Consider the following 24,740-nt stretch of genomic DNA (forward strand, 5'->3'; position numbering starts at 1 on the left):
CAAGCCATGACCACATCGGTCGCCCAGGAAACCACGTCCCTGATCCTGCCCGGCCTGACCGTCTTGCTTCGCGAGGCCGCCAGCGCGGCCCAGCTGTTCGTGGCCGAGGCCAAGCCGGCCGTGAAGGCCGCGATCACCGGCGCCAACGGCAAGATCGACCGCGCCCTGGCCGACGAGCACCAGCACCAGGTGCACGGCTACGGCTGGTACGCCGCCTATGCCGAGCTGCTGAACCAGGTCGCCGGCTGGGCCGAGCGGCTGGAGGCCGAGGGCCGGTTCGGCGAGATCGAGGCCCTGCTGGCCCAGCTGCTGTTCAGCGAATACTGCGCCCAGCTGGTCGGCGGCGTGCCGATGAACCAGGGCGAGATCGTCCGTCCCGCCCACCTGATCACCGATCGCTCGGTGCTGAACCGCCTCTATTCCAACGGCCTGATGAAGCTGATGGTCGAGGGCGGCACCCAGGCCGTGAAGACCCGCGTCGCCCAGCGCCTGGCCGAGGCGCGCGGCCGCCCCACGCTGGAGCACACGGGTCTGGACGAGACCTTCGAGATGATCCGCGACCAGTTCCACGCCTTCGCCGAGGAGAAGGTCACGCCCTTCGCCCACGAGTGGCACCTGAAGGACCAGCTGATCCCGATCGAGCTGGTCGAGGAGCTGGGCGCCCTGGGCGTGTTCGGCCTGACCATCCCCGAGGAATACGGCGGCAGCGGCATGGGCAAGACCGCCATGTGCGTGGTCTCCGAAGAGCTGTCGCGGGCCTGGATCGGCGTCGGCTCGCTGGCCACCCGCTCGGAGATCGCCGGCGAGCTGATCCTGACCGGCGGCACCGAGGACCAGAAGCAGTACTGGCTGCCGAAGATCGCCGACGCCTCGATCCTGCCGACCGCCGTCTTCACCGAACCCAACACCGGCTCGGACCTGGGCAGCTTGCGCACCCGCGCCGAGCTGACGGGCGACCAGTACGTGATCACCGGGAACAAGACCTGGATCACCCACGCCGCCCGCGCCGACGTCATGACCCTGCTGGTCCGCACCGACCCGGCCACCACCGACTATCGCGGCCTGTCGATGCTGCTGGCTCCCAAGCCGCGCGGCGTCGAGGCCAATGATTTCCCGGCCGAAGGCATGAGCGGCGGCGAGATCGGTGTGATCGGCTATCGCGGCATGAAGGAGTTCGAGCTGGGCTTCGACGGCTTCACGGTGCCCGCCGAGAACCTGCTGGGCGGCGTGCCCGGCCAGGGCTTCAAGCAACTGATGGCCACCTTCGAGAGCGCCCGCATCCAGACCGCCGCCCGCGCCGTCGGCGTGGCCCAGGCGGCGCTGGAAACCGGCCTCGGCTACGCCCTGGACCGCAAGCAGTTCGGCCAGGCGATCTTCGAATTCCCCCGCGTCCACAACAAGCTGGCCATGATGGCCGCCGAGATCATGGGCGTGCGCCAACTGACCTATTTCGCCGCCCGCCAGAAGGACGAGGGCAAGCGCTGTGATCTCGAGGCCGGCATGGCCAAGCTGATCGCCGCCCGCGTGGCCTGGGCCGCCGCCGACAACGCCCTGCAGATCCACGGCGGCAACGGCTTCGCCATGGAATACGTCGCCAGCCGCCTGCTGGCCGACGCCCGCATCCTGAACATCTTCGAGGGGGCCGGCGAGATCCAGGCTCAGGTCATCGCCCGGCGGCTGCTGGAAGAGGGGAACTAGGCGGGCGCAAAGCCCCCATCCCCTCCGGCATACTGGAATTGGGGACGAAAGAAATAAGTTCAAGAATTGGCGACCCACGTTTTGTGGTTAGATTTCGGACCCCTCAACCACAGGGGCCTCCACCATGCATGAACGTGTTTCATCGGCGACCGCCAGCGCGAGCGAACTGGCGCAGGCCGTCCGCGCCAAGTCCGTCAGCGCGCTGGAGCTGACCGACGCGGCGATCGCCAGGATCGAGGCGCTGGACGGGCCGATCAACGCCGTGGTCGTGCGCGACTTCGACCGCGCGCGGACCCAGGCCCGCCAGGTCGACCTGGCCGTGGCCCTGGGCGCCGACCTGCCGCTGGCCGGCGTGCCCATGACCGTCAAGGAGTGCTTCAACATCGCCGGCCTGCCCACCACCTTCGGGCTGGAGATGGCGCGCAACTATCGCCCGACCGAGGACGCGGCGGCGGTGCGGCGGCTGAAGGACGCGGGCGCGGTGATCCTGGGCAAGACCAATGTCGCGGCCGGCCTGGCGGACTATCAGGTCGACAACCCGATCTATGGCCGGACCCACAATCCGCATGACCTGACCCGGTCGTGCGGCGGTTCGTCGGGCGGCTCGGCGGCCGCCCTGGCGGCGGGCATGGTGCCGCTGGAACTGGGCGGCGACGCCGGCGGCTCGATCCGGGTTCCGGCGTCGTTCTGCGGGGTCTACGGGCACCTGTCGTCGTTCCCGCTGATCTCGCTGGAAGGCCACGGACCACCGGGCGGCGGCGTCATCGTGGGCCGGGCTTGGGCGGCGGCGGGGCCGATGGCGCGCACGGCGCGGGATCTGGAGCTGGCCCTGAAGGTGCTGTCCGGCCCGGAAGGACGCGACGCCGTGGCCTACCGTCTGGACCTGCCGCCGCCCCGGCATGACCGGCTGTCCGGCTATCGGTTGTTCGTCCTGACCCAGCATCCGACCGCAAGCGTCGACGACGAGATCGTCGGGGCCATCGACGCCCTGGCGGCCGAGCTGGAAAAGGCCGGGGCCTCGGTGACGCGGGAGAGCCCGCTGCTGCCGTCGCTGGCCGACTCTCACGCCCTGGTCGAGAAGTTCGCCTGGACCTACAAGACCGGCATGAACCCCGACGCGCCCGAGCCCAAGGGGACGGTCAAGGACTACTACGACTGCTTGATCGCCCAGGAGATGCTGCGGCGGCGCTGGGACGACTTCTTCAAGGCCTTCGACGTGGTGATCGCGCCCTGCCACGCGACGCCGGCCTTCACGCAGTTCGACGACCGCGACCCCTGGCCGGGACTGAACCGGACGCTGCGGATCAACGGCGCCGACGTGCCCTTCGCCCCGCAGACCGCCTGGCCGCTGATCGCCGGCATGCCGCACCTGCCGGCCACGGCGGCGCCGATCGGGCGCACCCGCGACGGCCTGCCGATCGGCGCGCAGTTCATCGGCCCGTTCCTGGAGGACCTGACGACCATCGCCTTCGCCGGCCAGGTCGCCTCGGCGTTCGGAGTGACGGCGGAGATCGCGGGGGCGGGCGCCAGGCCCCGCTAGCCGCCCTGGACGAGTTCCGGAAGGGACTTGCCGCCAACGTCGGCGCCTTGCGGCGCGCGGCAGGCGTAGCTCGCGATCGCCCTGGCTCTCGCGTCCGTCCGCCTCGCGCCCTGGCCGCCCGTCCGGATGTAGGCGAAGTCCTGGTCGTATTCCCGCCAGGCCACGACCTGCTCGCCGGTCTTCGAACAATCGATCCGGGAGGTGATCTCGGTGTAGTTCGATTTCTCGTCCGGCCAGACGAAGTACCGCACCTCGACCTTGTCGCCGACCCGATTGAGGGAATCGAGGTTCACGGCGACGTTCTGGCGGCTGCCGGGCGCGGGACCGCCGAGCTGGACGGCGGCGGCGCCGGTCATCCACGCTTGGGGCGGATACGCTCCGCCGTCACGCTTGGTGCTGGCCGGCGCCTGCTGCGCCGTGGGCTTGACCCGCAGCAGATGCCAATCCTGCTTGGGCCATTCCTGGGCGAAGGCGGGGCCCGCGAAAGAGAGGCCCGCGAACGAGAGGGCGGCGATGGACGCGACGATCGACTTCATGCGGATCTCTCTTCTTCAACGTCGTTGAAGAGCGTATCCGCGCCACCCTGGGTAATCAACGGCGCCGCTGGGTCAGGTCCTGGACGGGGCCGGCGCTCGCCTAGGTCCGGTCCGCCAGGTTCCATCGGCGGAGGGTCTCGGCGCTCTTGTCCCAGAACGGTCGGGCGCAGTCGGCGTGCCACAGCTCGCCCGACAGGCCCAGCTTGCCGTAGGGGTCCTGGGCGAAGTGCATCTTGGTGGCGGGCGAGCCCTGGAGGATCGCCCGCTGGCAACCCGGGCAATAGGCGTTCTGAGGCTCCCGCCCCGGTTCGGCGTCGTAGGCCATGATCAAAATCCCCGTTCGGAGACCCCCGACAGGGTCGTCCGTGATCGAACGATGCCACGGCTCTTCCGATTGCCGTAGAGCCCGCGCCGAACGGTGACGTTCTGTCGCGGGCGCGGGTTCAGAGGCTCCGGGCGCAGTCCACCACCGTCTCCGCGCCGGGCCGAGGTTCGAAGCCCAGCACCCGCCGGGCCTTGCCGGCGTCCATGGCGTGCTGGCGGCCCAGGTCCGGCGTGAAGAACCGCAGCTGCGGTCGAAACAGCGCGGCCAGGCGGAAGACGAGGTCGGGCATCGGCCGCGTGGGGGTCCTGGCCGCCCGCGCGCCCAGGTTCGCGCGCAGGACGCGGGCGATGTCGGCCATCCAGAGGAAGTCGCCGGCCGCCAGGAAGCGCTGGCCGGCGGCCTGCGGGGCGGTCATGGCGCGGATGTGCAGCTCGGCCAGGTCGCGCACGTCGACCACCCAGAAGCCCAGGCGGGGCAGGCGGGAAGGGCGGCCGTCCAGCACGCCCTGGATGATGCTGACCGACCCCAGATTGGCTTTCGACAGCAGAGGGCCGAACACCGCGACGGGCAGGATGGCGGTCAGGGTCGTGCGGCCCTCGGCGGCGGCCCTGTCATTGGCCATGAAGTCCCAGGCGGCGCGCTCGGCCAGGATCTTGGAGCGGCGATAGCCGTCGAACTGCGGGTCCTTGGGATCGGCCCAGACGGTCTCGTCGCTGACCACGCCCGAGCCGCGCGGCGCCCGGGCGGTGGCGGCGGCCGAGGTCATGACCACGCGCCTGACACCCGCGGCGACGGCGGCGCGCAGCACCCTCAGCGTGCCGTCGCGGGCCGGCCGGACCAGGTCGTTCTCGCCCACCCCGCCGCCGGCCGCCGCGCCCAGGGGCGAGGCCACGTGCAGGACGTAGTCGCAGCCCGCCACGGCCTGGGCCCAGCCCTCGTCGCGGGTCAGGTCGGCGACGTGCACCGTCAGCCGCGCCTCGTCCTCGGCCCCGACGGCCGCCCGCAGCGCCGCCTCGCCCGTCCGGTCGCGCAGGGTGGCGCGCACGGCGTAGCCGCGCTCCAGCAGCAGGCGCACGCACCAGCCGCCGATGAAGCCCGACCCGCCRGTGACCAGCGCTGTCTCGACCATGAACACGCTCCCGACTATATGTCTACAGTCGTATACATATGGAATCGACCTAAGTCTACAGGTGCAGAATTGCGAGGCGGCCATGACCGACGACACCCCGCCCAGAACCCGGAACGCCGCCGCCACCAAGGCGCAGATCCTGCGCTCGGCCCGGGCCGCCTTCGCGCGGGCCGGCTATGACGGGGCGGGGGTGCGCGAGATCGCCCAGGGGGCCGGCGTCACGGCCATGCTGATCAACCGCTATTTCGGCTCCAAGGAGCAGCTGTTCGCCGAGGTGGTGGCCGACACCATGGCCGAGCCGGTGATCCTGACCCAGGAGCGGCTGGGCTCGAGCGACCTGGGCGGCGACATGGCTCGGGCGCTGGTCGAGATGACCCGGCCCGGCGCGGCGACACTGGACGGCTTCATGATCATGTTCCACTCGGCCTCCAGCCCGCGCGCCGCCCAGATCGCCCGCGAGCAGATCGAGAAGGGGCACCAGAAGGCGATGGCGGCGGCCACGGCGGCGGTCGGCGGCGGCGAACTGGCGGCGGAGCGGGCCGCCCTGGCCTTGTCGATCGTGGCGGGGGTCCAGGTCCTGCGTCAGATGATCGGGCTGTCGGCCCTGACGAAGGCCGATCCCGAAGCGCTGGTCGCGCTGATCGCGCCCTTGTTGCGAAACTTGATCGAGGGCGACGGCAAGGCCTGACGGTCTCCGAATGCTGCGTCGCACAACGAAAAGGCCCGCGAACCGGAGGGTTCGCGGGCCTTTTCAGTGCAGCCGCCGAAGCGGCTGTTCAGGCGTCTCAGGCGGCGGCGCGTTGCGCCTTGATGGCCGAGAGGGTCAGAACGATCAGGCTGAGCATTTTCTTCATCCGGGTTGGGCGGGACATCAAATCGTCCCCATGAGCTCCAATATAGATGACAACGTTGTCATTTTCAAGGACCTTTGCTGCGGTGCAGCGTCGCAGGTCGCCGGGGCGATCCGCGCCTTTACCGGCGGGCGGGTTTGGAGGACCCTTGGCGCTCGCCGCCGGCTCCCCACCTTGGAGACATGATGGTCGTTCTCCGCCTTTCCGCCCTTGCCCTGACCGCCGCGATCGCCCTAGGGGGCGCAGCTTCGGCCGAGGCTGTCCGGCCCTCGCCCAAGCTGGCCCTGGTCCCGGCCAAACCCCCTGCCAAACCGCTGGACCTTACCGCGCCCGGCCTGCCGGTGCTGTACTCCCGGGCCCCGACCCCGCTGCCGCCCGGCGTGGCGCGCACCTCGGTCGAGGGCAAGGCCGGCGACGCCATGCTCGGCGCGGGCCTGCTGTGCGGCCTCAAGCCCAACGCCGACGAGAGCGGCGCGGGCCGGGCGCGCGGCTACGACCCCGACGGCAAGTTCGTCGGCGCCAAGCTGGCGTTCAGTTTCTAGGGGGCGTCGCGCATCGAAATCCCTCTCTCTTGGAGAGAGGGAGGGGCCCGCCGCCGCAGGCGGTGGGAGGGTGAGAGGTTTCACCGCTGGCCGGCAAATCCAGGGGCGTTTAGCGCCTCAAGAAGGGAGCCAAACTTTCACTATCGATGCGGCCGCCGACACACGCTGTCTTCGTCGGCGCTTTGTTCTGAGAGATTGTAACCTCTCACCCTCCCACCGCTTCGCGGTGGGCCCCTCCCTCTCTCAAAGAGAGAGGGGGCAGCAGCCCCTACAGCCGCACCCGGCCCAGCCAGGTCTGCCAGACCACCACGAAGCCGCCGTGCAGGATCACCGCCGGCCACAGCGATCCGGTCCGCCAGCGCATCAGCGCGCAGCCGAGGCCGAGGATCGCGGTGCAGGCCAGGAAGTCCGGGCGCAGGAACATCGTCGCCGTCGGCATGAAGGTCAGGGTCTCCAGCGGGTGCCAGGCGACATAGAGGACGGTCGAGATCGCGATGGCCGCCCACGGTCTGGCGGTCTCGTCGCGGCCCGCCTCGTAACCGGGAACCAGCAGGCCGCGAAACGGGATCTCCTCGCCCAGGGCCGGCACGAACAGCACGACCAGCAGCCGCAGCGGCAGGCCGGGCGCGGTCGGCGTCAGGGCGTAGAGCCCGGTCGAGAAGCCGATGGCGGCCATCAGGCTTCCGGTGACCGCGGCGACTAGCCCGCACAGCGCCCAGCCGCGCGCGTCGGGCAGGGTGGTCAGGGATCGGCGCAGGCGCTGAAGCGGGATCATCCCCGCACCTTAGCTCATCGCCCTCGCGCTTCGCTCAGGGAGACGTTGTAGACCGGGGCCATCTCGACATCGATGTAGCGCTCCATCCGCACGGTCGCGCCGTCGTGGAACGCGATGTCGGCCACGCAGAGGAACGAGCCGTACATGCCCACGGTCAGGGCGAACTGCTCGTTGGCGCTGGAGACCACGTATTTCTCGCCGTAGCGGCTGTCGCCCCACTTGTCGCCGAGGAAGTAGGTGACGCTGGCCACGTCGTTCAGCCGGCCGAAATTGCGGTGCGGGTGCAGGAAGATCGACACGTCGAACACCCGGAAACCGTCGATGAACTCCTCCGGCTTCTTGGGCCGGATGGTGTGGACCAGCATCAGGTTGCGGGTCTTCTTGTAGGCCGCGTGGCGGTGGTCGACATCGGCCTTGGTCGCCTCGAGGATCTCGAAATCGGTGTCGCGGCCGACGATCACCTCGCCCTGCGGATTGATCACCACGCCCTTCAGCTCGATCCCGCCGATCTTCAGCTCCGACGAGCTTTCCAGCTTGCGGATGGCCACGCCGAGGATCTCGGCCAGGCGGCTTCGGAACAGGATCAGCGCGGCGACGACCAGCAGGGGCCACAGCAGGTCGGCGCCGGCCGAGATCAGCTCCGAGAGCTGCGAGAGCAGGGGCTTGGCCGCGGGGGCGGTGTCCATCGGGCGATCCTCGAAGGCCGGTTGGTCTTCACGCGCACTGGCGCCAGCATCGGCGCGCGCACGGGATCGCGCAAGACGTGCGCTAGCCCAGGATCACCACCTCGCCGTCTTCCTTGGTGAAGCTGGCGGGCTTGCGGTCCAGCAGGTCGAGGACGACCTCGGACGGTCGGCACAGCTTGACCCCCTTGGGCGTGACCACCAGCGGGCGGTTGACCAGGATCGGGTGGGCGACCATGGCCTCGATGAGGCGGTCGTCGTCGACGGCCTCGTCCATCAGGCCCAGCTCGGCGGCGGGCGTGCCCTTCTCGCGCAGCAGCTGGCGCAAGGTCAGCCCCGCTTCGCCGGCCAGTTCGCGCAGCTGCTCGGGCGTCCAGCCGGCCTGGAGATAGTCCACGACCGTGGGCGCGTAGCCCGCCGCCTCGACCATCGCCACCACGTTGCGCGAGGTGCCGCAGGCGGGGTTGTGGAAGATCGTCACGGGAAAGTCGGTGTCGCTCATGGGGCCGGGTCTTCTTTCAGGAGCCAGCCGAAGACGACCGCCGCGACCAGCGCGCCGGCCGTCTGGGCCAGGATGAAGGCCGGGACGCCCGAGGGGGCGATGCCGGCGAAGGTGTCGCTGAGGCTTCGGGCGATCGTCACCGCCGGGTTGGCGAACGAGGTCGAGGCGGTGAACCAGTAGGCGGCGGTGATGTAGAGGCCCACGGCCACGGCGGTGAAGTCCGGGCGGAACCGCACCACGCCCAGGATGGTCGCCAGCAGGCCGAAGGTGGCGACGAACTCGGCGAAGGCCTGGGCGGGTCCGGTCCGCGCGTGGGTCGAGACCTGCCAGATCGGCTCGCCGAACATGGCGTGGGCGCACCAGACGCCGAGGATCGCGCCGACCAGCTGGGCCGGCGGATAGGCCAGGGCCGCGCGCCAGGGGATGTCGCGCCGGATCGCCGCCACCAGGGTGACGACCGGGTTGAAGTGCGCGCCCGAGATCGGCCCGAACACGGTGATCAGCACGACCAGGGCCGCGCCGGTGGCCAGGGTGTTTCCCAGCAGGGCGACGGCGTCGTTCCCGCCGGCCAGGCGCTGGCCCATGATCCCAGAGCCGACCACCACGGCCAGCAGCAGCAACGATCCCAGCGCCTCGGCGGCCAGGCGGCGCGGCAGGGAGAAGGGGGTCATGACGGGCAGCAGTCGGCGGCCCTGGCGACGATGTCGCCCAGCGGCGCGCAGATCGCCGGGTTTCCGTTGCAGCAGTCTTCCATCAGGAAGCCCAGCAGGCCGCTCATGGCCGCGTAGTCGGCTGAATAGACGATCGACCGGCCCTCGCGGCGCGAGACGATCAGGCCGGCGTGCGACAGCACGTTGAGGTTGGCCGACAGGGTGTTGGGCAGGCTGTCCAGCCGCCGCGCGATCTCGCCCGCCGCCACGCCGACGGGGCCGGCCTTCACCAGCAGTCGGAAGATGGCCAGGCGCCCCTCATGGCCGAGGGCGGAGAGACTGGCGACGGCGGCTTTCGATTCCATATTTCCAATATGATGGAAATATGAGACGGATCAATGACGATGTTGCCGGAGCCGCGTGCATGACCGAATTTCCCGCCCTACAGCCGCAGTTCCTGGCCGCGATCGACGCGGGGCGGCTCGAGGTCGCGACCCCGTCCGCGCATCCGCCCCGGATCCTGCTGCTGTACGGCTCGCTGCGGGAGCGGTCGTTCAGCCGCCTGCTGGTCGAGGAGGCCGCCCGCATCCTCCAGCGGCTGGGCTGCGAGACCCGGATCTTCGACCCGCGCGACCTGCCGCTGCCCGACGCGACGGGGCCCGACCATCCCAAGGTCCAGGAGTTGCGGGCCCTGTCGGCGTGGTCCGAGGGCCAGGTCTGGTGCAGTCCGGAACGCCACGGCGCGATCAGCGGCGTGATCAAGGCGCAGATCGACTGGATCCCGCTGGAGATCGGCAGCGTCCGCCCGACCCAGGGCAAGACCCTGGCGGTGATGCAGGTCAGCGGCGGCTCGCAGTCGTTCAACGCCGTCAACGCCTTGCGCCTGCTGGGCCGCTGGATGCGGATGATCACCGTCCCCAACCAGTCGTCGGTGGCCATGGCCTACAAGGAGTTCGACGAGAACGACCGCATGAAGCCGTCCAGCTACTACGAGCGGGTGGTCGACGTGATGGAGGAGCTGGTCAAGTTCACCCTGCTGACCCGCGACCGGGCCGACTACCTGGTCGACCGCTACAGCGAACGCAAGGCCAGCGGCCGCATCGCCCAGCATGTCGAACTGGGCGCGGCGGCCATGAGCCATGAGGTGGACGCGCCGGCCTGAGCCGGCGTCAGGCCTAGTGTCCTGATTCCGAAGTTCGCTCCGAGCTTGCCATATGCGCCGGCGAACTTCGGAATCAGGACACTAGCAAGCTTAGGTTTCTAGTGTGCCTTTTGGATTTGAAGTTCGCTCTGAGCTTGATCCCACCTGCGGGCGAACTTCAAATCCAGCACACTAGCGCCGGGGCGCGGCCGAGAGCGCGGAGACTTCGCTGGCGCTCAGCCGACGAACGCTGTCGACCTCGCAGCGCTGGGATCCCGCCGCCGTCCAGGCGACCGTTTCGGCCGCGTCGCCCGAGCAGACGATGTCGCTGCCGTTGGACCGCACGGTGAGCTTCCGGGCGGCGTCCAGGGCCGAACAATCGCCGGCCATCTGCAGGCGGTAGACATCGCCCTTGGGGGCCTGGACGTAGAGGGTGTTCTGGCCGGACCGATTGACGCCGCTGAGGAACTTGCCGTTGAAGCACTGCTTGGCGTTGTCGCGCGGCAGGGTGTTGGAATAGGCGGCCAGCTGGGCGGCGTGGTCGAAGACCTGGCCGTTCTGGGCCAGGGCCGGGACCGCCGAAAGCACCGCCGCGGCGGTGGCCAGGAAAAGCATGGGCTTCAAGGTATGGCCTCCCAGTGGTTCTGCTGAGCTTGGACGGTATGCTCGAAAGCCTCGCCGCACAAGGTTCGGTTGATCGCCCGGCGTCCCCGCCGCGCCTCGCCGACGGTCATCTCGCGGCTTGAGTTCCCTCGTCGCCGTGAACTAACCTGGGGTCGAGTAAGTCTCGGGGGCGGGCATGATCGAAGGACGGGGGGCGGCGGCCAAGAGCGGGCCGGCCGATCGGCGGGGCGTGGTGCTGGGGCTGCTGGCCCTGTCCGCCTCGGGCGGCCTGACACGGGCGGAGGCCCGGGCCGATACACGAGCCGAAACGAAGACAGGGGCCTGGCGACGCGCGGAGACCCCGCGCTTCGTGATCCACGGGGTGGTCGGCGAGGACGTGCTGCGCGAATACGCCGCCAAGCTCGAGGACTTCGACATGGTCCTGCGGTTCATGCACGGCCTGCCGATCGACGCGACGCCGCCGCGCAAGCTGGACGTCTATCTGGTGCGCGGCACGCCGGGCCTGCGTCGGGCCATGCCCGGCGCCGCCGAGACCCTGGCCGGCTACTACATCGCCGGCGCGACCGGCATCGCCTGCGTCGCCACCGTCGGCCGGGTCCGCGAGGTCGAGAACGACGACATCATGCTGCACGAGTACGTGCACCACTTCATGAAGCAGTACTTCAACTACGCCTACGCGCCGTGGCTGGTGGAGGGCTATGCCGAGTACTTCATGACGATGGAGTTCAAGACCGACAGCATCATCGTCGGCAAGTTCAACACCAACCGCGCCGCCTGGCTGGAGGGCGACTGGATCCCGCTGGACCAGCTGATCACCCAGGGGGCCCGGATCGGCGATCCGAAGTGGGTCACCTACTATCCGCAGGCCTGGCTGCTGACCCACTACATGATGAGCGACGAGACCCGGTACGCCCAGCTCCAGGCCTATATGAAGGCGGTCGGCGGCGGCGCGCCGTCGGTCCAGGCGATGGAGACGGCGACCGGCAAGAGCCTGGCCGCCCTGCAGAAGGACCTGCGCGCCTACACCGGGGTCGGGCTGCCGATCCGCACCATCACCCGCAAGCGGCAGCGCTCGATCGAGGTGACCGTGACGTCGATGCCGGCCTCGGCCGACGACCTGTTGCTGGAGACGGTCCGGATGATCTCGCCGGACGACGGCCTGCCGGCGCGCAAGGCCTTCGCCGACGACATCGGCAAGCGCGCCGCCCGCTATCCCGGCGATCCGCTGGCCGAACGGGCCCTGGCGCGGGCCCGGCTGCAGGCCGAGGATTTCCCCGCCGCCCAGGCGGTGATCGACCGGCGCCTGGCCGCCGCGCCCGACGACGTCGAGGCGATGGAGCTGAAGGCCCTGATCCTGATGGCGATGGGCGACGCCGATCCCGCCCAGCGCTTGGCGCTGTACAAGCAGGCCTCGGGCCTGCTGGGGCGGGCGTTCAAGATCGACGGCTCGCGCTACCAGACCCTGCTGGCCTACGCCCGCAGCCGCACCCTGTCGCCGGGCTATCCCAACGACAACGTGATGGAGGCCCTGCTGCTGGCCAACGAACTGGCGCCGCAGGTGTCCGACGTCACCCTGGAGACGGTGCGGGCCCTGGCGATGCGGGGCGACTATCCCCGCGCCGTCGCGCTGCTCAAGCCCCTGGCCAACGACCCGCACAACGGCGGCAGTTCATTGCGGGAGATGCTGGCGGTGATGGAGGCCCAGGCGGCCAAGGCCGCGACCGCCAAGGGCACGGGCTAGGCCGCGGCCTCGGCGTCTTCGCTGTCGTCTTCGTCGTCGCTCAGCAGGGCCGACAGCACGACGGCCAGGCGTTCCGGCTTGATCGGCTTTTCGACCACGTCCTGCATGCCGGCGGCGATGTAGGTGGCCACGTCGTTGGGGTCGGCGTTGGCGGTCAGGGCGACGATCGGCGCGGCGCCGGCCCGGCCGGGCAGCTCGCGGATGGCGCGGGTGGCGGTGACGCCGTCCATGCGCGGCATCTTGATGTCCATCAGGATCAGGTCGAAGCGGCCCGACTTGGCGGCCTCGACGGCCTCGACGCCGTCGGCCACCTGCTCGGAGGTGCAGTCGAACATCTCGCACAGGGCCTCGGCGACCATGCGGTTGGTGGCGTTGTCGTCGACGATCAGGATGTGGGCCGAGCGGGCGTCGAGCACCGGCTCTTCGTCGGCCCGCGCCGTCAGGACGGCCTCGGGAACGCTCAGCGAGAACTGCACGGTCAGGCCGGCGCCCATGTTGGCCTCGGCCCGCAGCGGACCGCCCATGGCGCGCGTCAGGCCGTTGGCCAGGGCCATGCCGACGCCCAGGGCCAGTTCGTTGCTGTCCTCGATGCTGCCCGCGCTCAGCGGGTTGAACACCCGGGCCAGGCGGACATCGGCCGAACCGGCGGTGTTGTCGCGCACGCGGCCTTCCAGCATCAGGCCGTTCTCGACGTGGTGGACCTTGAGGCTGGCCTCGATCACGCCGCGGCCGCTGGCCAGGGCGCTCTCGATCAGGGCGTCGAACACCTGCAGCACGCGGTCGGCGTCGATCAGGGCGGCGGCCTCGGGGTCGCCGTCATAGGAGAAGAGCAGGGTGCTGCCGCCCTCGGCGGCGCGGGGGGCCCAGCGGGCCTCGACCGTGTCGCTGAAATCGCGCAGCAGGACGGGGGTCGGCGACAGGGTCAGGCCGCCGGTCGCCGCGCGGCGCAGGTCCATGGCGCGGCCGAGCACCTGGCTCATGTCGCGGCTGGTGTCGCCGATGGCGCGGACATAGGCGCTGGCGTCGGGCGTCAGCCGCGACTGCTCCAGCCGTTCGGTGAAGGCCAGGACGCCTTCCAGATGGTGGCCGATGTCGTGGGCCATGCGCTCGACCAGGGCCATGGCGTCGTCGGCTTCGCGCTGGCGACGGCGGTGCGAGGTGATCAGCGAGCTCAGCCCGCCGACGCCGACATAGTCGCCGGCGTCGTCGACGGCGACATAGGCGCTGCGGAAGATCGGCGTGGTGCTGCGGGCCAGGCGGTCGACGAAGTCGCCGGACGAGACGCCAGCCTCGATCGTGCGCGGCTCGCGGTCCATGACCTCGGAGATGGGGCGGTCGGCCAGGGCGGGCGCGACGGCCATCTGCCCCTGGAACACGTCGCGATAGACCAGGCCCGACGGCTTGCCGTCGACGACCACGGCGAAGGCCGCCGCGTGCGGATGGGCGTGGAACATCGCCGCGACTTCCGCGCACGGGGTCGCGGGGTCGATCGGGGCTCGGCGGTCGATAAGGCGGGCGAGCGTGTCCATGCGGCCGTTCGGCGAGGCGTCTTTGGGACCTCACCTTCGCCGGTTGGCGTTGCGGAGTCGTAAATGTCGGAGGCGTTTGGGGATTTGGATTCGGCGAGGGGCGATCCGCCAGGGATGGATGTCGGATCTTCTTCGCTCTAGCTTGGCCGCATGCCGAGTTGGTTCGAACAGGGCTGCGATGTTTGCCGGGAGGGCGTGCTTTCCGGCGAGAGCGCCAATCCGGCGCCAGTCGGCGTGAACATTCGAGCGCACGCACGTCTCCGCCGCTGCCAAGCCTGTGGAGCCTGGTGGGAAGAGAACGAGCGAGAGGCGCACGTCATCAGCGAACAGCAGGCCCGCTCGATGTTCGAGGATCTGTTCAAAAGCTAACGCTTCCGGCGTCGGCGCATAGGCCGTCCTCGCGTCGAGTCCCGGACGACAGCCGTTCACGCCAATACGCCAGGCGAGCGCCGCTGTTGAAAAAGCGTCACGGAAGCGGAATAGACGCGTCACCTGAAAACAAGCTGCGCCGCGGACGAAAAGTCCCTGCGGCGCTCTTGATATCAGGGGATCTACAATGTCGCAGAAGTCCGCCGCCAGCCTGCTGGCCATCGCCGCCTGTCTCATGCTCGCCACCCAGGCGAAGGCGGCGGATGCGCCGGCCGCGGCGGTCGACAGCAGCGAAGTCGACGCGCTGGTGGTGGTCGGCGGCGGTCAGACCCGCTCGGTCGTGACCCTGGTGCCGTCGAACCTCGAGGTCCTGCCCCCCGGGACCAGCATCCAGAAGGCCCTGAACTTCCTGCCGGGCGTCAGCGCCCAGTCGATCGACGCCCTGGGCGTCAACGAGCAGTCGCTGTCCCTGCAGGTGCGCGGCTTCAACACCACCCACCTGGGCTACACGCTGGACGGCATGCCGCTCGGCGACGGCGCCTACAACAACTACAACGGCCTGACCATCAGCCGCGCGCTGATCTCCGAGAACCTGGGCCGCGCCGACCTGGCGACCGGCATCGCGGGCCTGGGCATCGCCTCGACCAGCAACCTCGGCGGCGCGCTGATCTACACCTCCAGCGACCCGCACAAGGACCTGGGGTTCTCGGCCAGCCAGACCTTCGGCAGCGAGGACACCGCCCGCACCTTCCTGCGCTTCGACACCGGCGAGCACGGCGGCCTCTCGGCCTATGTCTCCGGGCATTACGCGCAGCAGGACCTGTTCGTGAACCAGGGCGCCTACAACAAGTCCACCGGCAAGCAGTTGAACGCCAAGGCGGTGTACGACGGCGGTCCCTTCAAGCTGACGGCCTTCGCGGACGTTTCGCGCACCAACCAGGCCGACGACACCTACATGTCCAAGGACATGCTCTCGCGCCTGGGCTGGGACTGGGGCGGCTATGCGCCGAACTGGCAGTCCTACCTGGGCGTCGCCTACTGCTCGGTGACCGCGCCGACCGCGCCGACCAAGTGCGTCCCCGCGCCGTCGCCGCAGAAGAACTCGGACGTCACCTACACCAACGGCCAGATCCTGCGTGACGACGACCTGTTCTACCTGGCCGGCGACTTCGACGTCACCGCGACCCTGAAGGCGCACGCCCAAGTCTACCACCACTCGGACAAGGGCGCGGGCAACAACTTCATCACCGGCTGGTCGACCCAGGGCACGGCGTCCACCGCCGACGATCTGCCGGTCCAGGTCCGCGACACGCGCTACACCATCAACCGCACCGGCGTGGTCGCCAGCCTGGGCTGGGACCTCGGCGTCAACCACATCCAGGCGGGCCTCTGGCTGGAGGACAACACCAGCAGCGCCGCGCGCTACATCTGGACCACCGTCACGGGTCCGTTCGACCTGGCCCAGTACCTGAAGGGCCAGCCGGACACCGCCCAGTGGGTGCAGGAGACCCGCTGGACGACGCAGCAGTTCTACGTCCAGGACACGGTGACCCTGCTGGACGACGCGCTTAGCATCGATTTCGGCTTCAAGAGCACCAGCGCCAAGTCGGACGCCGCGGCCATCCGTGGTGAAGCCAAGGCGGGCCCCCCCGCTTCCACCCAGTTCGCGTCGGGCGTGCTGCACGCCGAGGACAACTTCCTGCCGGAAGCCGGCGTGCGCTGGCGGATCGCGCCCGGACACGAGGTGTTCGCCAGCTACGCCGAGAACATGGCGATGTTCCAGGGCGGCTTCAAACTCGGTCCGCAGTCGGTGTCGCAGGCCGTCTGGGACGCCCAGGGCAAGTACCTGGAGCCCGAGACCTCCAAGAGCTTCGACGCCGGCTACCGCTATGTGAGCGGCCCGCTGCAGGTCTCGCTGGCCGCCTACGACGTGAAGTTCGACAACCGCCTGCTGCAGTACAATCCCTGCCCGACCAACCAGCAGCAGAACCCGGGCTGCGGCAACTCCTTCCACAACGCCGGCGGCGTCACCAGCAAGGGCGCCGAGATCGGGGTGCTTTGGAAGCCGCTGACCTGGCTGACCTGGTACAATTCGGCCTCGTACAACAAGTCGACCTACGACGAGAACCTCGACTGGTGCACCACCACCTGCGTGGTCAAGGCCACGGCCGGCAAGCAGCAGGTCGATACGCCCAAGCAGATGTTCGCCAGCGTGCTGACCGTGAAGCAGGGCGGCTTCTTCGCCTCGCTGCAGGGCAAGTACACCGGCCGCCGCTACTACACCTACACCAACGACCAGAGCTTCGGCGGCTACACCACCTTCGACCTGGGCCTGGGCTACGACTTCGGCGCCGTGGGTCCGGCCAAGGGCGCCAAGGCCTCGCTGCACATCACCAACCTGACCGACAAGCGCTATGCGTCGAACTTCGACAGCAGCGTGTTCGCGCCGGACGACGCGGCGGGCAGCATCCTGGTGTTCCACGCGTCGGCGCCGCGGCAGATCTTCGCCACGATCGGCGTGGACTTCTAAGCCGGATGCGCACCGCCCTCGTCCTGCTGCTGTGGCTCTTCCCCGCCTTCGCCGGCGCGGAGGAGCCCGTCACCCGACCGCATCTGGACCTGACCGACGGGGCGCACAGCGCGTCGCTGAACGGCCAGACCTTCGTCAACCAGGGCCTGGTCGGGGCCGGCGTGCTGCCAGCGGGGACGATCGACTTCCTCAGCGACACGCTGGGTTCGTTCTCCTCGCTGCGGGTCGCGCCCGGCAGCTGGAAGCGGGTCGGCGACCACTATGAAGGCGTCCTCTGGACGCTGCCGGACCGGGGGCGCAACGACCCCACCGCCAACCTGTTCTTCGACTATCCGGCGCGGCTGGAACGCCTGCGCCTGCGCTTCACGCCGGGCGACGGCAAGGTCGAGCTCGTCCCCGACGGCGGGCTGGAGCTGCGCGACTTCAACGGCAAGCCGTTCACCGGCGCCGATCCGGGCGCGGGCACGCTGATCGAGCGCGGCCTCACCTTGCCGGCCCCGGCCGAAGGCGTCGGCGCCGGCAAGGTGTCGCTCGACGCCGAGGCGCTGCAGTTCACCCGCGACGGCGGTTTCTATATCGGCGACGAGTACTCGGCCAACGTCTACGCCTTCGACCGCGACGGCCGTCTGCGCGGGGTGATCGCGCCGCCCGCCGCGATCGCGCCGCAACGCGATGGCAAGCCCGATTTCGGCTCGCTGAAGTCGCCGGCCACCGGCCGGCGCAACAACCAGGGACCGGAAGGCGTGTCGCTGTCGCCCGACGGCGCCACCCTGTTCGTGGCCTTCCAGAGCGCGCTGATGCAGGACAGCGCCAAGGGCGACGCCGCCGGCCGCGTGAACGCCCGCGTCCTGGTCTACGACGTCAGCCGCACGCCGGCCCCGGCCAAGCCCGTCGCCCACTACGTGGTGCAACTGCCGGCCTACAACGCCGACGGCGACGGCGGCGCGCCCAATCGCACCGCCGCCCAGAGCGAGATCCGCGCGCTCGACGGCCACCGCTTCCTGATGCTGTCGCGCGACGCCGCCGGCCTGGGCGCGGGAAGCAAGGCGCCGATCGTCTACAAGAGCATCCTGCTGGTCGACGTCGCGGGCGCGACCAACCTCGCGGGCGGCGAATACGAGACCACCACGGCGTCCCTGCTGCGGGACCCCGCCGGCCCGGCGCTGCGGCCGGGCGTCGTCCCGGCCTCGTCGGTCGAACTGGTCAACATGCTCAATCCCGCGCAGCTCGCGCGCTTCGGGCTCAGCGTCGAGGCGCTGTCGGAGAAGTGGGAGGCGATGGACCTGGTCCCGGTGCTGGAGCCGGGTCATCCCGCCGACTACTTCCTGATCGTCGGCAACGACAACGACTTCATCGCGCGCCATTGCCGGATGTCCGGCCAGTCCTGCGACTCCGACGGCGACAACGACAACCGGATCCTGGTCTATCGCCTGAGCCTGCCCGCGCCGCTGCGGTAGGCCGCAAAACGCGAAGAGGGCGGCGGATCGCTCCGCCGCCCTCCCTGATTTCCGTCCTGGGACGGTCTAGACGGTCGCGCCTTAGAACGACTTGGTCAGGCTGACGCCGTAGGTGCGCGGCTCCAGCGTGATCAGGTTGGTGAACAGGCCCGAGCTGTCGTCGGTGGTGTAGGCGTCGGTGATCGGCGTCTTGTTGCTGAGGTTCTTGACGTAGGCGTCGATCTCCAGGCCCCACTCCGGCTTCTCGACCTTCAGGGTGACGTTGGCGTTCTCCCACGACTTCAGCTGGTCGTAGGCGGTGTTGTAGACCCGCGTGTACTGCTTGCTCTGGCGGTAGTAGTCGCCGCGCAGGGTGGCCGACCAGCCGCCCGAGAAGTCCCAGGTGTATTGGGCGCCGACCGAGGTGGTCCAGTGCGGCGAGTTGGGCAGCTCGTTGCCCGACACGTCCGCCGTGGTGCCTTCGATCGAATAGCCCGGGCCGTAGTTGTAGAGGCCGGTCATGTTGGCCAAGAAGGCCGCCGTGGCCGGGGGCAGGCCCGCGCCGCCGAGGGCGGCCGGGGTCTGCAGGAAGGCCTGGTAGACTTGCGGACCGCCGCAGGCGAACGGGATGGTCGCCCCCGCGCCGGCCCCGATCACCGTGGCGACGCCGGCGGTGGTCAGGACGCAGTTGGAGCCGACCGCGGCGTTGGGCAGGCTGGGGCCCGCCTTGACCAGGGTGTAGGCCGGGTTGCTCTGCGTGCGGTTCATGGTGTCGATCGACGTCACGCCGTCGGCGATCTTGGTGTGCAGGTAACCGACGTTGGCGTTCAGGCGCAGGTTGTGGACCGGCGACCAGACCGACTCCAGCTCCAGGCCGTAGACCGTGGCGTCGATGTTCTCGTTGACCGAGGTGCGGCTGACGATCTTGGAGATCTGGTAGCCCTGGTAGTCGTAGTAGAAGCCGGTGGCGTTCAGCATCAGGCTGCCGCCCAGCAGGGTGTTCTTCGAGCCCAGTTCGAACGCGTTGACGAACTCCGGCGCGAACTGCGGCTTGACGGCCGAGCCGACCGCGGCCGGCGGGTTCGAGCCGCCGCCCTTGTAGCCCTTGGAATAGAAGGCGTAGAGCAGGTTGTCGTCGGTCAGCTTGTAGTCGAAGCCGAAGCGGCCGGTCAGCTCGTTGAACACCGACTTCTCGGTCGGGTTGGTGGTGCTCTGCTTGAGGCCGATGCCGGGCGACAGCAGGACGGTGTCGTAGACGTCCAGGCGCTTGTCGTCGTGCGTGCGGCGCAGGCCCAGGGTGAACTTCAGCTTCTCGTTCGCCTGCCAGTACAGTTCGCCGAAGATGGCGTTCGACTTCAGGTGATAGGGCGAGCGGTTGTCATAGTAGTTGTGGCCGCTGCCGTCCGGCGTGGCGTTCGGGTCGATGCCGATGCAGGTGGTCGGCAGGGTGACCGGGTTACAGGCCGGGTTGCCGGTCTTCTGGAAGTTCAGCGCCATGGCCGACATCGTCAGCGAGTTGCCGATCACGTAGTAGTCGGTGACGGTCTTGTAGTCGAAATAGATGCCGCCGACGTTGAAGTTCAGCGGGCCGTCGAAGTTCGACTGCAGCCGGACTTCCTGGCTCCACTGCTTGGCGTTGCCCGAGGACACGTCCAGCGTGGTGAACTTGTTGGTGGTGCCCACCTGCGGGTCGGTGAAGAAGCCGCCCGGGGACAGGCCCGTGCTGTTGAACGGAACGGTCGAGACGTTCCGGTTGTAGTCCAGCTTCGTATAGACCTGGCCCTTGCTGTACGACGTCAGGGCCGTGAAGGTCAGCGCTTCGGTGAGGTCGTATTCCAGGTTGAACTGGTAGATGTCGGACTTCGACTTGTAGATCGGGTCGAACAGGGTCTCGATTTCACGCAGGTTGCGGCTGGTGGTGTCGCCGGTGTTGGCGTCGCCGCTGGTGAAGCCGAAGATGTTGCCCAGCTCGCCGGTCAGGGTGCCCGAGGTGTTGACCGTGCCGTAGGCGCTGTCGCCGTACAGCGAGGCCGACAGACAGCCCTGGGTCAGGAAGGCGCGGGCCGCGCCGGTGGGCACGCCGCCGACTGTGGCCGGGCCGTTGTCCTTGGTGCAGAGCTGCTTGCCGACGCGGGCGCGGCTGTCGTCCTCGTCGAAGTGCTCCCACATGAAGTTGGTGCGCAGCGAGTCGATGGGATTGAACATCACCGAGACGCGGGTCGAGTACAGGTCGCGGTCGTCGACCTTGTGGTTGTTGAAGGTGTTGGTGACGTAGCCGTCGCGCTTGAGCCAGTTGCCGGCCACGCGGACCGCCAGCTTGTCGCCCATGATCGGCATGTTGATCATGCCGCGCAGCTTCTGGGTGCTGTAGTTGCCCACCTCGCCGGTGATCTCGGCCGCGAAGGTGTCGGTCGGCTTGGCGGTGATGATGTTGACCAGGCCGCCGGTGGCGTTGCGGCCGTACAGCGTGCCTTGCGGGCCGCGCAGCACTTCGACGCGCTCCACGTCGAAGAACTCGGCGTCGAACAGGTTGCCCGATTGCAGCGGGGCGTTGTTCTCGTGCACGCCGACGCCGCCGTCGGTCGAGACGCCGACGGCCTTGTTGCCGATGCCGCGGATCGCGAAGTTGAAGCTGTTGGTGAAGTTGCCCTTGGCGAAGGTGACGTTCGGGATGGCCAGTTGCAAGTTCGGGCCGCCGTCGATCTTCTGCGCTTCCAGGCTGTCCTGGCTGAAGGCCGACACCGCGATCGGCACGTCCTGCAGGGCCTCTTCCTTCTTCTGGGCGGTGACGACCAGTTCCTCGAGCACGTTGCCGCCGCCCTGCTGGGCGGTCTGGGCAAAGGCCGGGGCGGCGACGGCGGCCAGCACGGTCACGGACGCGCCCATGGCCAGCAGGCTCCGCATACGCAGAGATTGCGACATTCTATTCCCTCCCTGAACGTCGCGACTCCTTATGGCGGAGCCTGCGGACGTCGTGTTGTTTCCTCGGCGCCGTACTTTTAAACACTACGCGGGCGTACGGCCGACCCCTCGCAGCATAAGGTGATTGCATACTTGGTATCTGGGGCTGTCAACCGGCCAAGATATAAGTAATCATTGATAGGTTACGCGTTTTCACTTTACCCAGGGTCACATTAACCTCGGGCTATCCAAGTTTTCGCGGAATTTAGAAAAGCCGGTTCGGCGCCTGACGTAACGTCAGCCGTGGTTTCAGGCCAAGAAACCTTGACGCGGCTGGCCGCCGCGCTTGGCTCATAGTGTCCCATTCGCGCCGAAGGTACAGCCCAAATATCGGCGTTCGAAACAAATGTTTCAGGGCTGATGAGCCGGGGACACAGTCGATGCGCGGCCCGGGAGGCGCGATCAGGGCTTGGCGGCGCCGCCCCCGACCACGGTCGCCTGCCGCGCCAGGAAGCGCCAGCGGCCGTCCTCGAACAGGAAGACGTTGGTGAACCGGCGCTGCAGCGCGCCTTCGCCGTGCAGCTTGCCCAGCTGGCTGGTGGTGGCCGGGACGACCGACTCCCGGCCCATGACGATGCCGACATTGCCGGTGATCTGCAGGCCCTCGATGGTCCGTTCGAAGCCGGTCCTGGCCATCTGGCCCTGGCCCAGCATCTCGATCACCTGCGCCTTGCGCATCACCGCGTTGGCGGGGCCGTTGAGGATGTAGTTGGGGTGCATGAACGCCTGCTGGGCGGCGACGTCGCCCGCCCCGACGATCCGCGACTGTTCGCGATCGGCGGCGCGCAGGCCGGCCTCGTTCAGCTCGTCCGCCAACGCCGAGCCGGGAAGCCCCGAGCCGGAAAGCAGCGCCAGCGCGAGCAGCGCGGCGCGGGTCGAGATCCAGTACGCCAAGGCTTGGTCCTCCGGCTCGTGTCCGGCGAGGTTCGCAGAACGCGGGTTGCTCGGCAACGATCCAGCCGTCGCGCCGGCCATCTCGCGCGGGGCGCGGCGTTGGTGTAGAGGGGCGGGATGTCCGCTTCCTCCTCTTCTTCCGCGTCCGCGCCGTCGCGCGCCGACGCCGCCCTGGTGCTGTTCTCCGGCGGCCAGGACAGCAGCGTCTGCCTGGCCTGGGCCCTGGAGCGCTACGCCCGGGTCGAGACCGTCGGCTTCGACTACGGCCAGCGCCACGTGATCGAGATGGAGGCCCGCCAGTCGGTCCGCCGCCAGATGGCCCAGCGCTTCCCGCACTGGGCCGAGCGCCTGGGCGAGGACCACGTGCTGGACCTGACCGGCTTCGGCGCGGTGGCCCAGTCGGCCCTGACCGCCGACGTCGCCATCGAGATGACCGAGCGCGGCCTGCCCTCGACCTTCGTGCCCGGCCGCAACCTGGTGTTCCTGATCTACGCCGCCGCCCTGGCCGACCGCCGGGGCCTGGGGGCGCTGGTCGGCGGCATGTGCGAGACCGACTTCTCGGGCTATCCCGACTGCCGCCGCGACACGCTGGACGCCATGCAGAGCGCCCTGAACCTGGGCATGGACCGCGACTTCGTCATCGAGACCCCGCTGATGAAGCTGACGAAAGCCGAGACTTGGGCCCTGGCCAAGACCCTGGGCGGCGAGGACCTGGTCGACCTGATCGTGGTCGAGAGCCACACCTGCTACCAGGGCGACCGCGGCGAGCTGCACGCCTGGGGCCACGGCTGCGGCGAATGCCCGGCCTGCGAGCTGCGCCAGCGCGGGTACGAGGAATGGGACGCGGCGGGGCGCGAGGTCCTGACCGCGTGACCTACTCCGTCAAAGAGATTTTCCTCACCCTGCAGGGCGAGGGCGGCCAGGCGGGCAAGGCGGCGGTGTTCTGCCGGTTCGCCGGCTGCAACCTGTGGACCGGCCGCGAGCAGGACCGCGCCAAGGCGGTCTGCACCTTCTGCGACACCGACTTCGTGGGCGTGGACGGCGAGGGCGGCGGCAAGTTCGCCACCGCCGACGCCCTGGCCGACGCGGTCGAAGCGGCCTGGACCGGCGGACCGCGCGATCGCCTGGTGGTCTGCACCGGCGGCGAGCCGCTGCTGCAGCTGGACGAGGCTGCGATCGCGGCCCTCCACGCCCGCGGCTTCATGATCGCGGTCGAGAGCAACGGCACGATAGCGGCGCCGGAGGGCATCGACTGGGTCTGCGTCAGCCCCAAGGCCGACGCCCCCGTCGTCCAGACCCGGGGGCAGGAGCTGAAGCTGGTCTATCCGCAGGAAAAGGCCCTGCCGGAGCGGTTCGAGGGCCTGGATTTCGAGCGCTTCTACCTGCAGCCGATGGACGGGCCGGACCGCGACAGGAACACGCAATTGGCCGTCGCCTATTGCCTTTCGCACCCACAATGGCGTTTAAGCGTCCAGACGCACAAATATCTCGGCCTGCCCTGACGGATAAGGCGCTCGACTTGGTGACAGGGTCGACGCGCTAGAGCCTCCCAGGCCTTGTCAAAAGAAGTACCCTGATGAAGCCCGTCTTCGAGATCACGAAGGCCGCGCATTTCGACGCGGCGCATTACATCGAGCAAGGTCCCGCCGACCATCGCTACCGCAAGCTGCACGGCCACTCGTTCAAGGTCGAGGCCAGCGTGCGCGGCACCATGCAGGACGCCGGCTGGGTGGCCGACCTGGACAGCCTGGACGGCGCGCTGAAGGCGGTGGCCTCCGAGCTGGACCACGGCCTGCTCAACGATCGCCCGGGGCTGGAGAGCCCGACCCTGGAGCGCATCTGCCTCTATTTCGCCGAGCGCCTGACGCCGCAGTTCCCAGGCCTGTCGCGCGTGGTGATCTCGCGCCCGACCATCGGCGAAAGCTGCGCGCTGACGCTGTAGATGGGCGGGGGCGCGTGCGGATCGTCAGATATCTGATCGCCGTCCTGGGTTGCCTGCTGTGGACTGCGCCCCTGGCTGGAGCCGTCGATCGCGCGAAGACCTACGGGGTCCATGGGGACGCGACGCCGCTGTTGGCCATTCCGATCGTCATGATTGTCCTGACCGCCGGGGTTGGCCTCGTGCCGCATACTCACCGGGCTTTCGGCGGGATCTTGGCCGGCGCGACCATCGCGGCGCTCGTCGCCGGATTCGCCTGGCTCGGAATCTGGGGCGCCGGTGTCTGATCGTGGTTGCTGGCGTCTTCGAAAAACGCCGGTCTTCCTTCTCGCCCCCTCGTGCCCT

24 protein-coding genes are annotated in these 24,740 nt (G+C 69.0%); 12 read left to right on the forward strand and 12 right to left on the reverse strand.

Annotation, left to right across the window (positions count from 1 at the left end):
• The first annotated feature begins 6 nt into the window (after window positions 1–6).
• Entirely contained in the window at window positions 7–1,698 is a 1,692-nt protein-coding gene (locus AC1DMQ_RS01430; RefSeq protein ID WP_477031768.1) for an acyl-CoA dehydrogenase family protein, read from the forward strand.
• Between the two features lie 124 nt (window positions 1,699–1,822).
• Window positions 1,823–3,238, forward strand: a complete 1,416-nt coding sequence (locus tag AC1DMQ_RS01435) for an amidase family protein (protein WP_477031769.1) — start codon at window positions 1,823–1,825, stop codon at window positions 3,236–3,238.
• Here the strand turns inward: AC1DMQ_RS01435 and AC1DMQ_RS01440 are convergent.
• The 3 genes from AC1DMQ_RS01440 to AC1DMQ_RS01450 all read right to left on the reverse strand — a co-directional run bounded on the left by AC1DMQ_RS01440 (window position 3,235) and on the right by AC1DMQ_RS01450 (window position 5,228).
• A complete protein-coding gene (locus AC1DMQ_RS01440) occupies window positions 3,235–3,774 on the reverse strand; it encodes a hypothetical protein (RefSeq protein WP_477031770.1) in 540 nt (179 codons plus the stop codon). The two genes, AC1DMQ_RS01435 and AC1DMQ_RS01440, sit on opposite strands and share 4 nt — an antisense overlap.
• A gap of 100 nt (window positions 3,775–3,874) precedes the next feature.
• Complete coding sequence (locus AC1DMQ_RS01445) at window positions 3,875–4,099, reverse strand: hypothetical protein (RefSeq protein WP_477031771.1); 225 nt, start codon at window positions 4,097–4,099, stop codon at window positions 3,875–3,877.
• A 118-nt stretch (window positions 4,100–4,217) separates the two neighbouring features.
• Window positions 4,218–5,228, reverse strand: coding sequence for an NAD-dependent epimerase/dehydratase family protein (locus AC1DMQ_RS01450; RefSeq protein WP_477031772.1), 1,011 nt, complete (start codon window positions 5,226–5,228; stop codon window positions 4,218–4,220).
• 82 nt (window positions 5,229–5,310) lie between these two features.
• Here AC1DMQ_RS01450 and AC1DMQ_RS01455 point away from each other — a divergent pair, with 82 nt between their 5' ends.
• Window positions 5,311–5,916, forward strand: a complete 606-nt coding sequence (locus tag AC1DMQ_RS01455; RefSeq protein ID WP_477031773.1) for a TetR/AcrR family transcriptional regulator — start codon at window positions 5,311–5,313, stop codon at window positions 5,914–5,916.
• Between the two features lie 345 nt (window positions 5,917–6,261).
• Window positions 6,262–6,621 carry a hypothetical protein gene (locus tag AC1DMQ_RS01460; protein WP_477031774.1) on the forward strand — a complete coding sequence of 120 codons (360 nt, stop codon included), beginning with the start codon at window positions 6,262–6,264 and terminating at the stop codon, window positions 6,619–6,621.
• 268 nt (window positions 6,622–6,889) lie between these two features.
• On the opposite strand, the gene AC1DMQ_RS01465 is transcribed toward AC1DMQ_RS01460, so the two are convergent.
• The 5 genes from AC1DMQ_RS01465 to AC1DMQ_RS01485 form a co-directional block, all read right to left on the reverse strand.
• Complete coding sequence (locus tag AC1DMQ_RS01465; RefSeq protein ID WP_477031775.1) at window positions 6,890–7,396, reverse strand: CPBP family glutamic-type intramembrane protease; 507 nt, start codon at window positions 7,394–7,396, stop codon at window positions 6,890–6,892.
• Window positions 7,397–7,410: 14 nt separating this feature from the next.
• Window positions 7,411–8,082, reverse strand: coding sequence for a pYEATS domain-containing protein (locus AC1DMQ_RS01470; protein WP_477031776.1), 672 nt, complete (start codon window positions 8,080–8,082; stop codon window positions 7,411–7,413).
• 82 nt (window positions 8,083–8,164) lie between these two features.
• Window positions 8,165–8,581, reverse strand: coding sequence for an arsenate reductase (glutaredoxin) (gene arsC / locus AC1DMQ_RS01475; RefSeq protein ID WP_477031777.1), 417 nt, complete (start codon window positions 8,579–8,581; stop codon window positions 8,165–8,167).
• The gene (locus AC1DMQ_RS01480; protein WP_477031778.1) at window positions 8,578–9,252 is read right to left on the reverse strand and encodes an MIP/aquaporin family protein; all 675 of its coding nucleotides are present in this window, start codon (window positions 9,250–9,252) and stop codon (window positions 8,578–8,580) included. The genes arsC and AC1DMQ_RS01480 overlap by 4 nt, the downstream gene beginning before the upstream one ends.
• Window positions 9,249–9,596 (reverse strand): ArsR/SmtB family transcription factor, encoded by a 348-nt coding sequence (locus tag AC1DMQ_RS01485; protein ID WP_477031779.1) that lies wholly within the window; start codon window positions 9,594–9,596, stop codon window positions 9,249–9,251. The genes AC1DMQ_RS01480 and AC1DMQ_RS01485 overlap by 4 nt, the downstream gene beginning before the upstream one ends.
• Before the next feature lie 59 nt (window positions 9,597–9,655).
• Between AC1DMQ_RS01485 and arsH the strand changes: the two genes are divergently transcribed.
• Window positions 9,656–10,393: an arsenical resistance protein ArsH gene (gene arsH / locus AC1DMQ_RS01490; protein WP_477031780.1), complete on the forward strand. Its 738-nt coding sequence runs from the start codon at window positions 9,656–9,658 to the stop codon at window positions 10,391–10,393.
• A gap of 171 nt (window positions 10,394–10,564) precedes the next feature.
• Here the strand turns inward: arsH and AC1DMQ_RS01495 are convergent, their stop codons facing one another.
• Window positions 10,565–10,987 carry a DUF6491 family protein gene (locus AC1DMQ_RS01495; protein ID WP_477031935.1) on the reverse strand — a complete coding sequence of 141 codons (423 nt, stop codon included), beginning with the start codon at window positions 10,985–10,987 and terminating at the stop codon, window positions 10,565–10,567.
• A 184-nt stretch (window positions 10,988–11,171) separates the two neighbouring features.
• Here AC1DMQ_RS01495 and AC1DMQ_RS01500 point away from each other — a divergent pair, with 184 nt between their 5' ends.
• Window positions 11,172–12,737, forward strand: coding sequence for a tetratricopeptide repeat protein (locus AC1DMQ_RS01500; RefSeq protein ID WP_477031781.1), 1,566 nt, complete (start codon window positions 11,172–11,174; stop codon window positions 12,735–12,737).
• Here the strand turns inward: AC1DMQ_RS01500 and AC1DMQ_RS01505 are convergent.
• Complete coding sequence (locus AC1DMQ_RS01505) at window positions 12,734–14,266, reverse strand: response regulator (protein WP_477031782.1); 1,533 nt, start codon at window positions 14,264–14,266, stop codon at window positions 12,734–12,736. The two genes, AC1DMQ_RS01500 and AC1DMQ_RS01505, sit on opposite strands and share 4 nt — an antisense overlap.
• A 556-nt stretch (window positions 14,267–14,822) precedes the next feature.
• Here AC1DMQ_RS01505 and AC1DMQ_RS01510 point away from each other — a divergent pair.
• Entirely contained in the window at window positions 14,823–17,165 is a 2,343-nt protein-coding gene (locus AC1DMQ_RS01510; protein WP_477031783.1) for a TonB-dependent receptor, read from the forward strand.
• Between the two features lie 5 nt (window positions 17,166–17,170).
• On the forward strand, window positions 17,171–18,622 hold the full coding sequence (locus AC1DMQ_RS01515) for an esterase-like activity of phytase family protein (protein WP_477031784.1): 1,452 nt from the start codon (window positions 17,171–17,173) through the stop codon (window positions 18,620–18,622).
• A gap of 81 nt (window positions 18,623–18,703) precedes the next feature.
• On the opposite strand, the gene AC1DMQ_RS01520 is transcribed toward AC1DMQ_RS01515, so the two are convergent.
• Window positions 18,704–21,523: a TonB-dependent receptor gene (locus tag AC1DMQ_RS01520; protein ID WP_477031785.1), complete on the reverse strand. Its 2,820-nt coding sequence runs from the start codon at window positions 21,521–21,523 to the stop codon at window positions 18,704–18,706.
• 441 nt (window positions 21,524–21,964) lie between these two features.
• Window positions 21,965–22,456, reverse strand: a complete 492-nt coding sequence (locus AC1DMQ_RS01525; RefSeq protein ID WP_477031786.1) for a nuclear transport factor 2 family protein — start codon at window positions 22,454–22,456, stop codon at window positions 21,965–21,967.
• 117 nt (window positions 22,457–22,573) lie between these two features.
• Here AC1DMQ_RS01525 and queC point away from each other — a divergent pair, with 117 nt between their 5' ends.
• The 4 genes from queC (at window position 22,574) to AC1DMQ_RS01545 (ending at window position 24,682) form a co-directional block, all read left to right on the forward strand.
• Window positions 22,574–23,329: a 7-cyano-7-deazaguanine synthase QueC gene (gene queC, locus AC1DMQ_RS01530; protein ID WP_477031787.1), complete on the forward strand. Its 756-nt coding sequence runs from the start codon at window positions 22,574–22,576 to the stop codon at window positions 23,327–23,329.
• The gene (gene queE, locus AC1DMQ_RS01535; RefSeq protein WP_477031788.1) at window positions 23,326–23,958 is read left to right on the forward strand and encodes a 7-carboxy-7-deazaguanine synthase; all 633 of its coding nucleotides are present in this window, start codon (window positions 23,326–23,328) and stop codon (window positions 23,956–23,958) included. Before queC ends, queE begins: the two co-directional genes overlap by 4 nt.
• A gap of 74 nt (window positions 23,959–24,032) precedes the next feature.
• Window positions 24,033–24,398, forward strand: a complete 366-nt coding sequence (locus AC1DMQ_RS01540; protein WP_477031789.1) for a 6-pyruvoyl trahydropterin synthase family protein — start codon at window positions 24,033–24,035, stop codon at window positions 24,396–24,398.
• A gap of 14 nt (window positions 24,399–24,412) precedes the next feature.
• Complete coding sequence (locus AC1DMQ_RS01545) at window positions 24,413–24,682, forward strand: hypothetical protein (protein WP_477031790.1); 270 nt, start codon at window positions 24,413–24,415, stop codon at window positions 24,680–24,682.
• The last annotated feature ends 58 nt before the right edge of the window (window positions 24,683–24,740 follow it).

Source organism: Caulobacter sp. 05L422 (assembly GCF_056397765.1).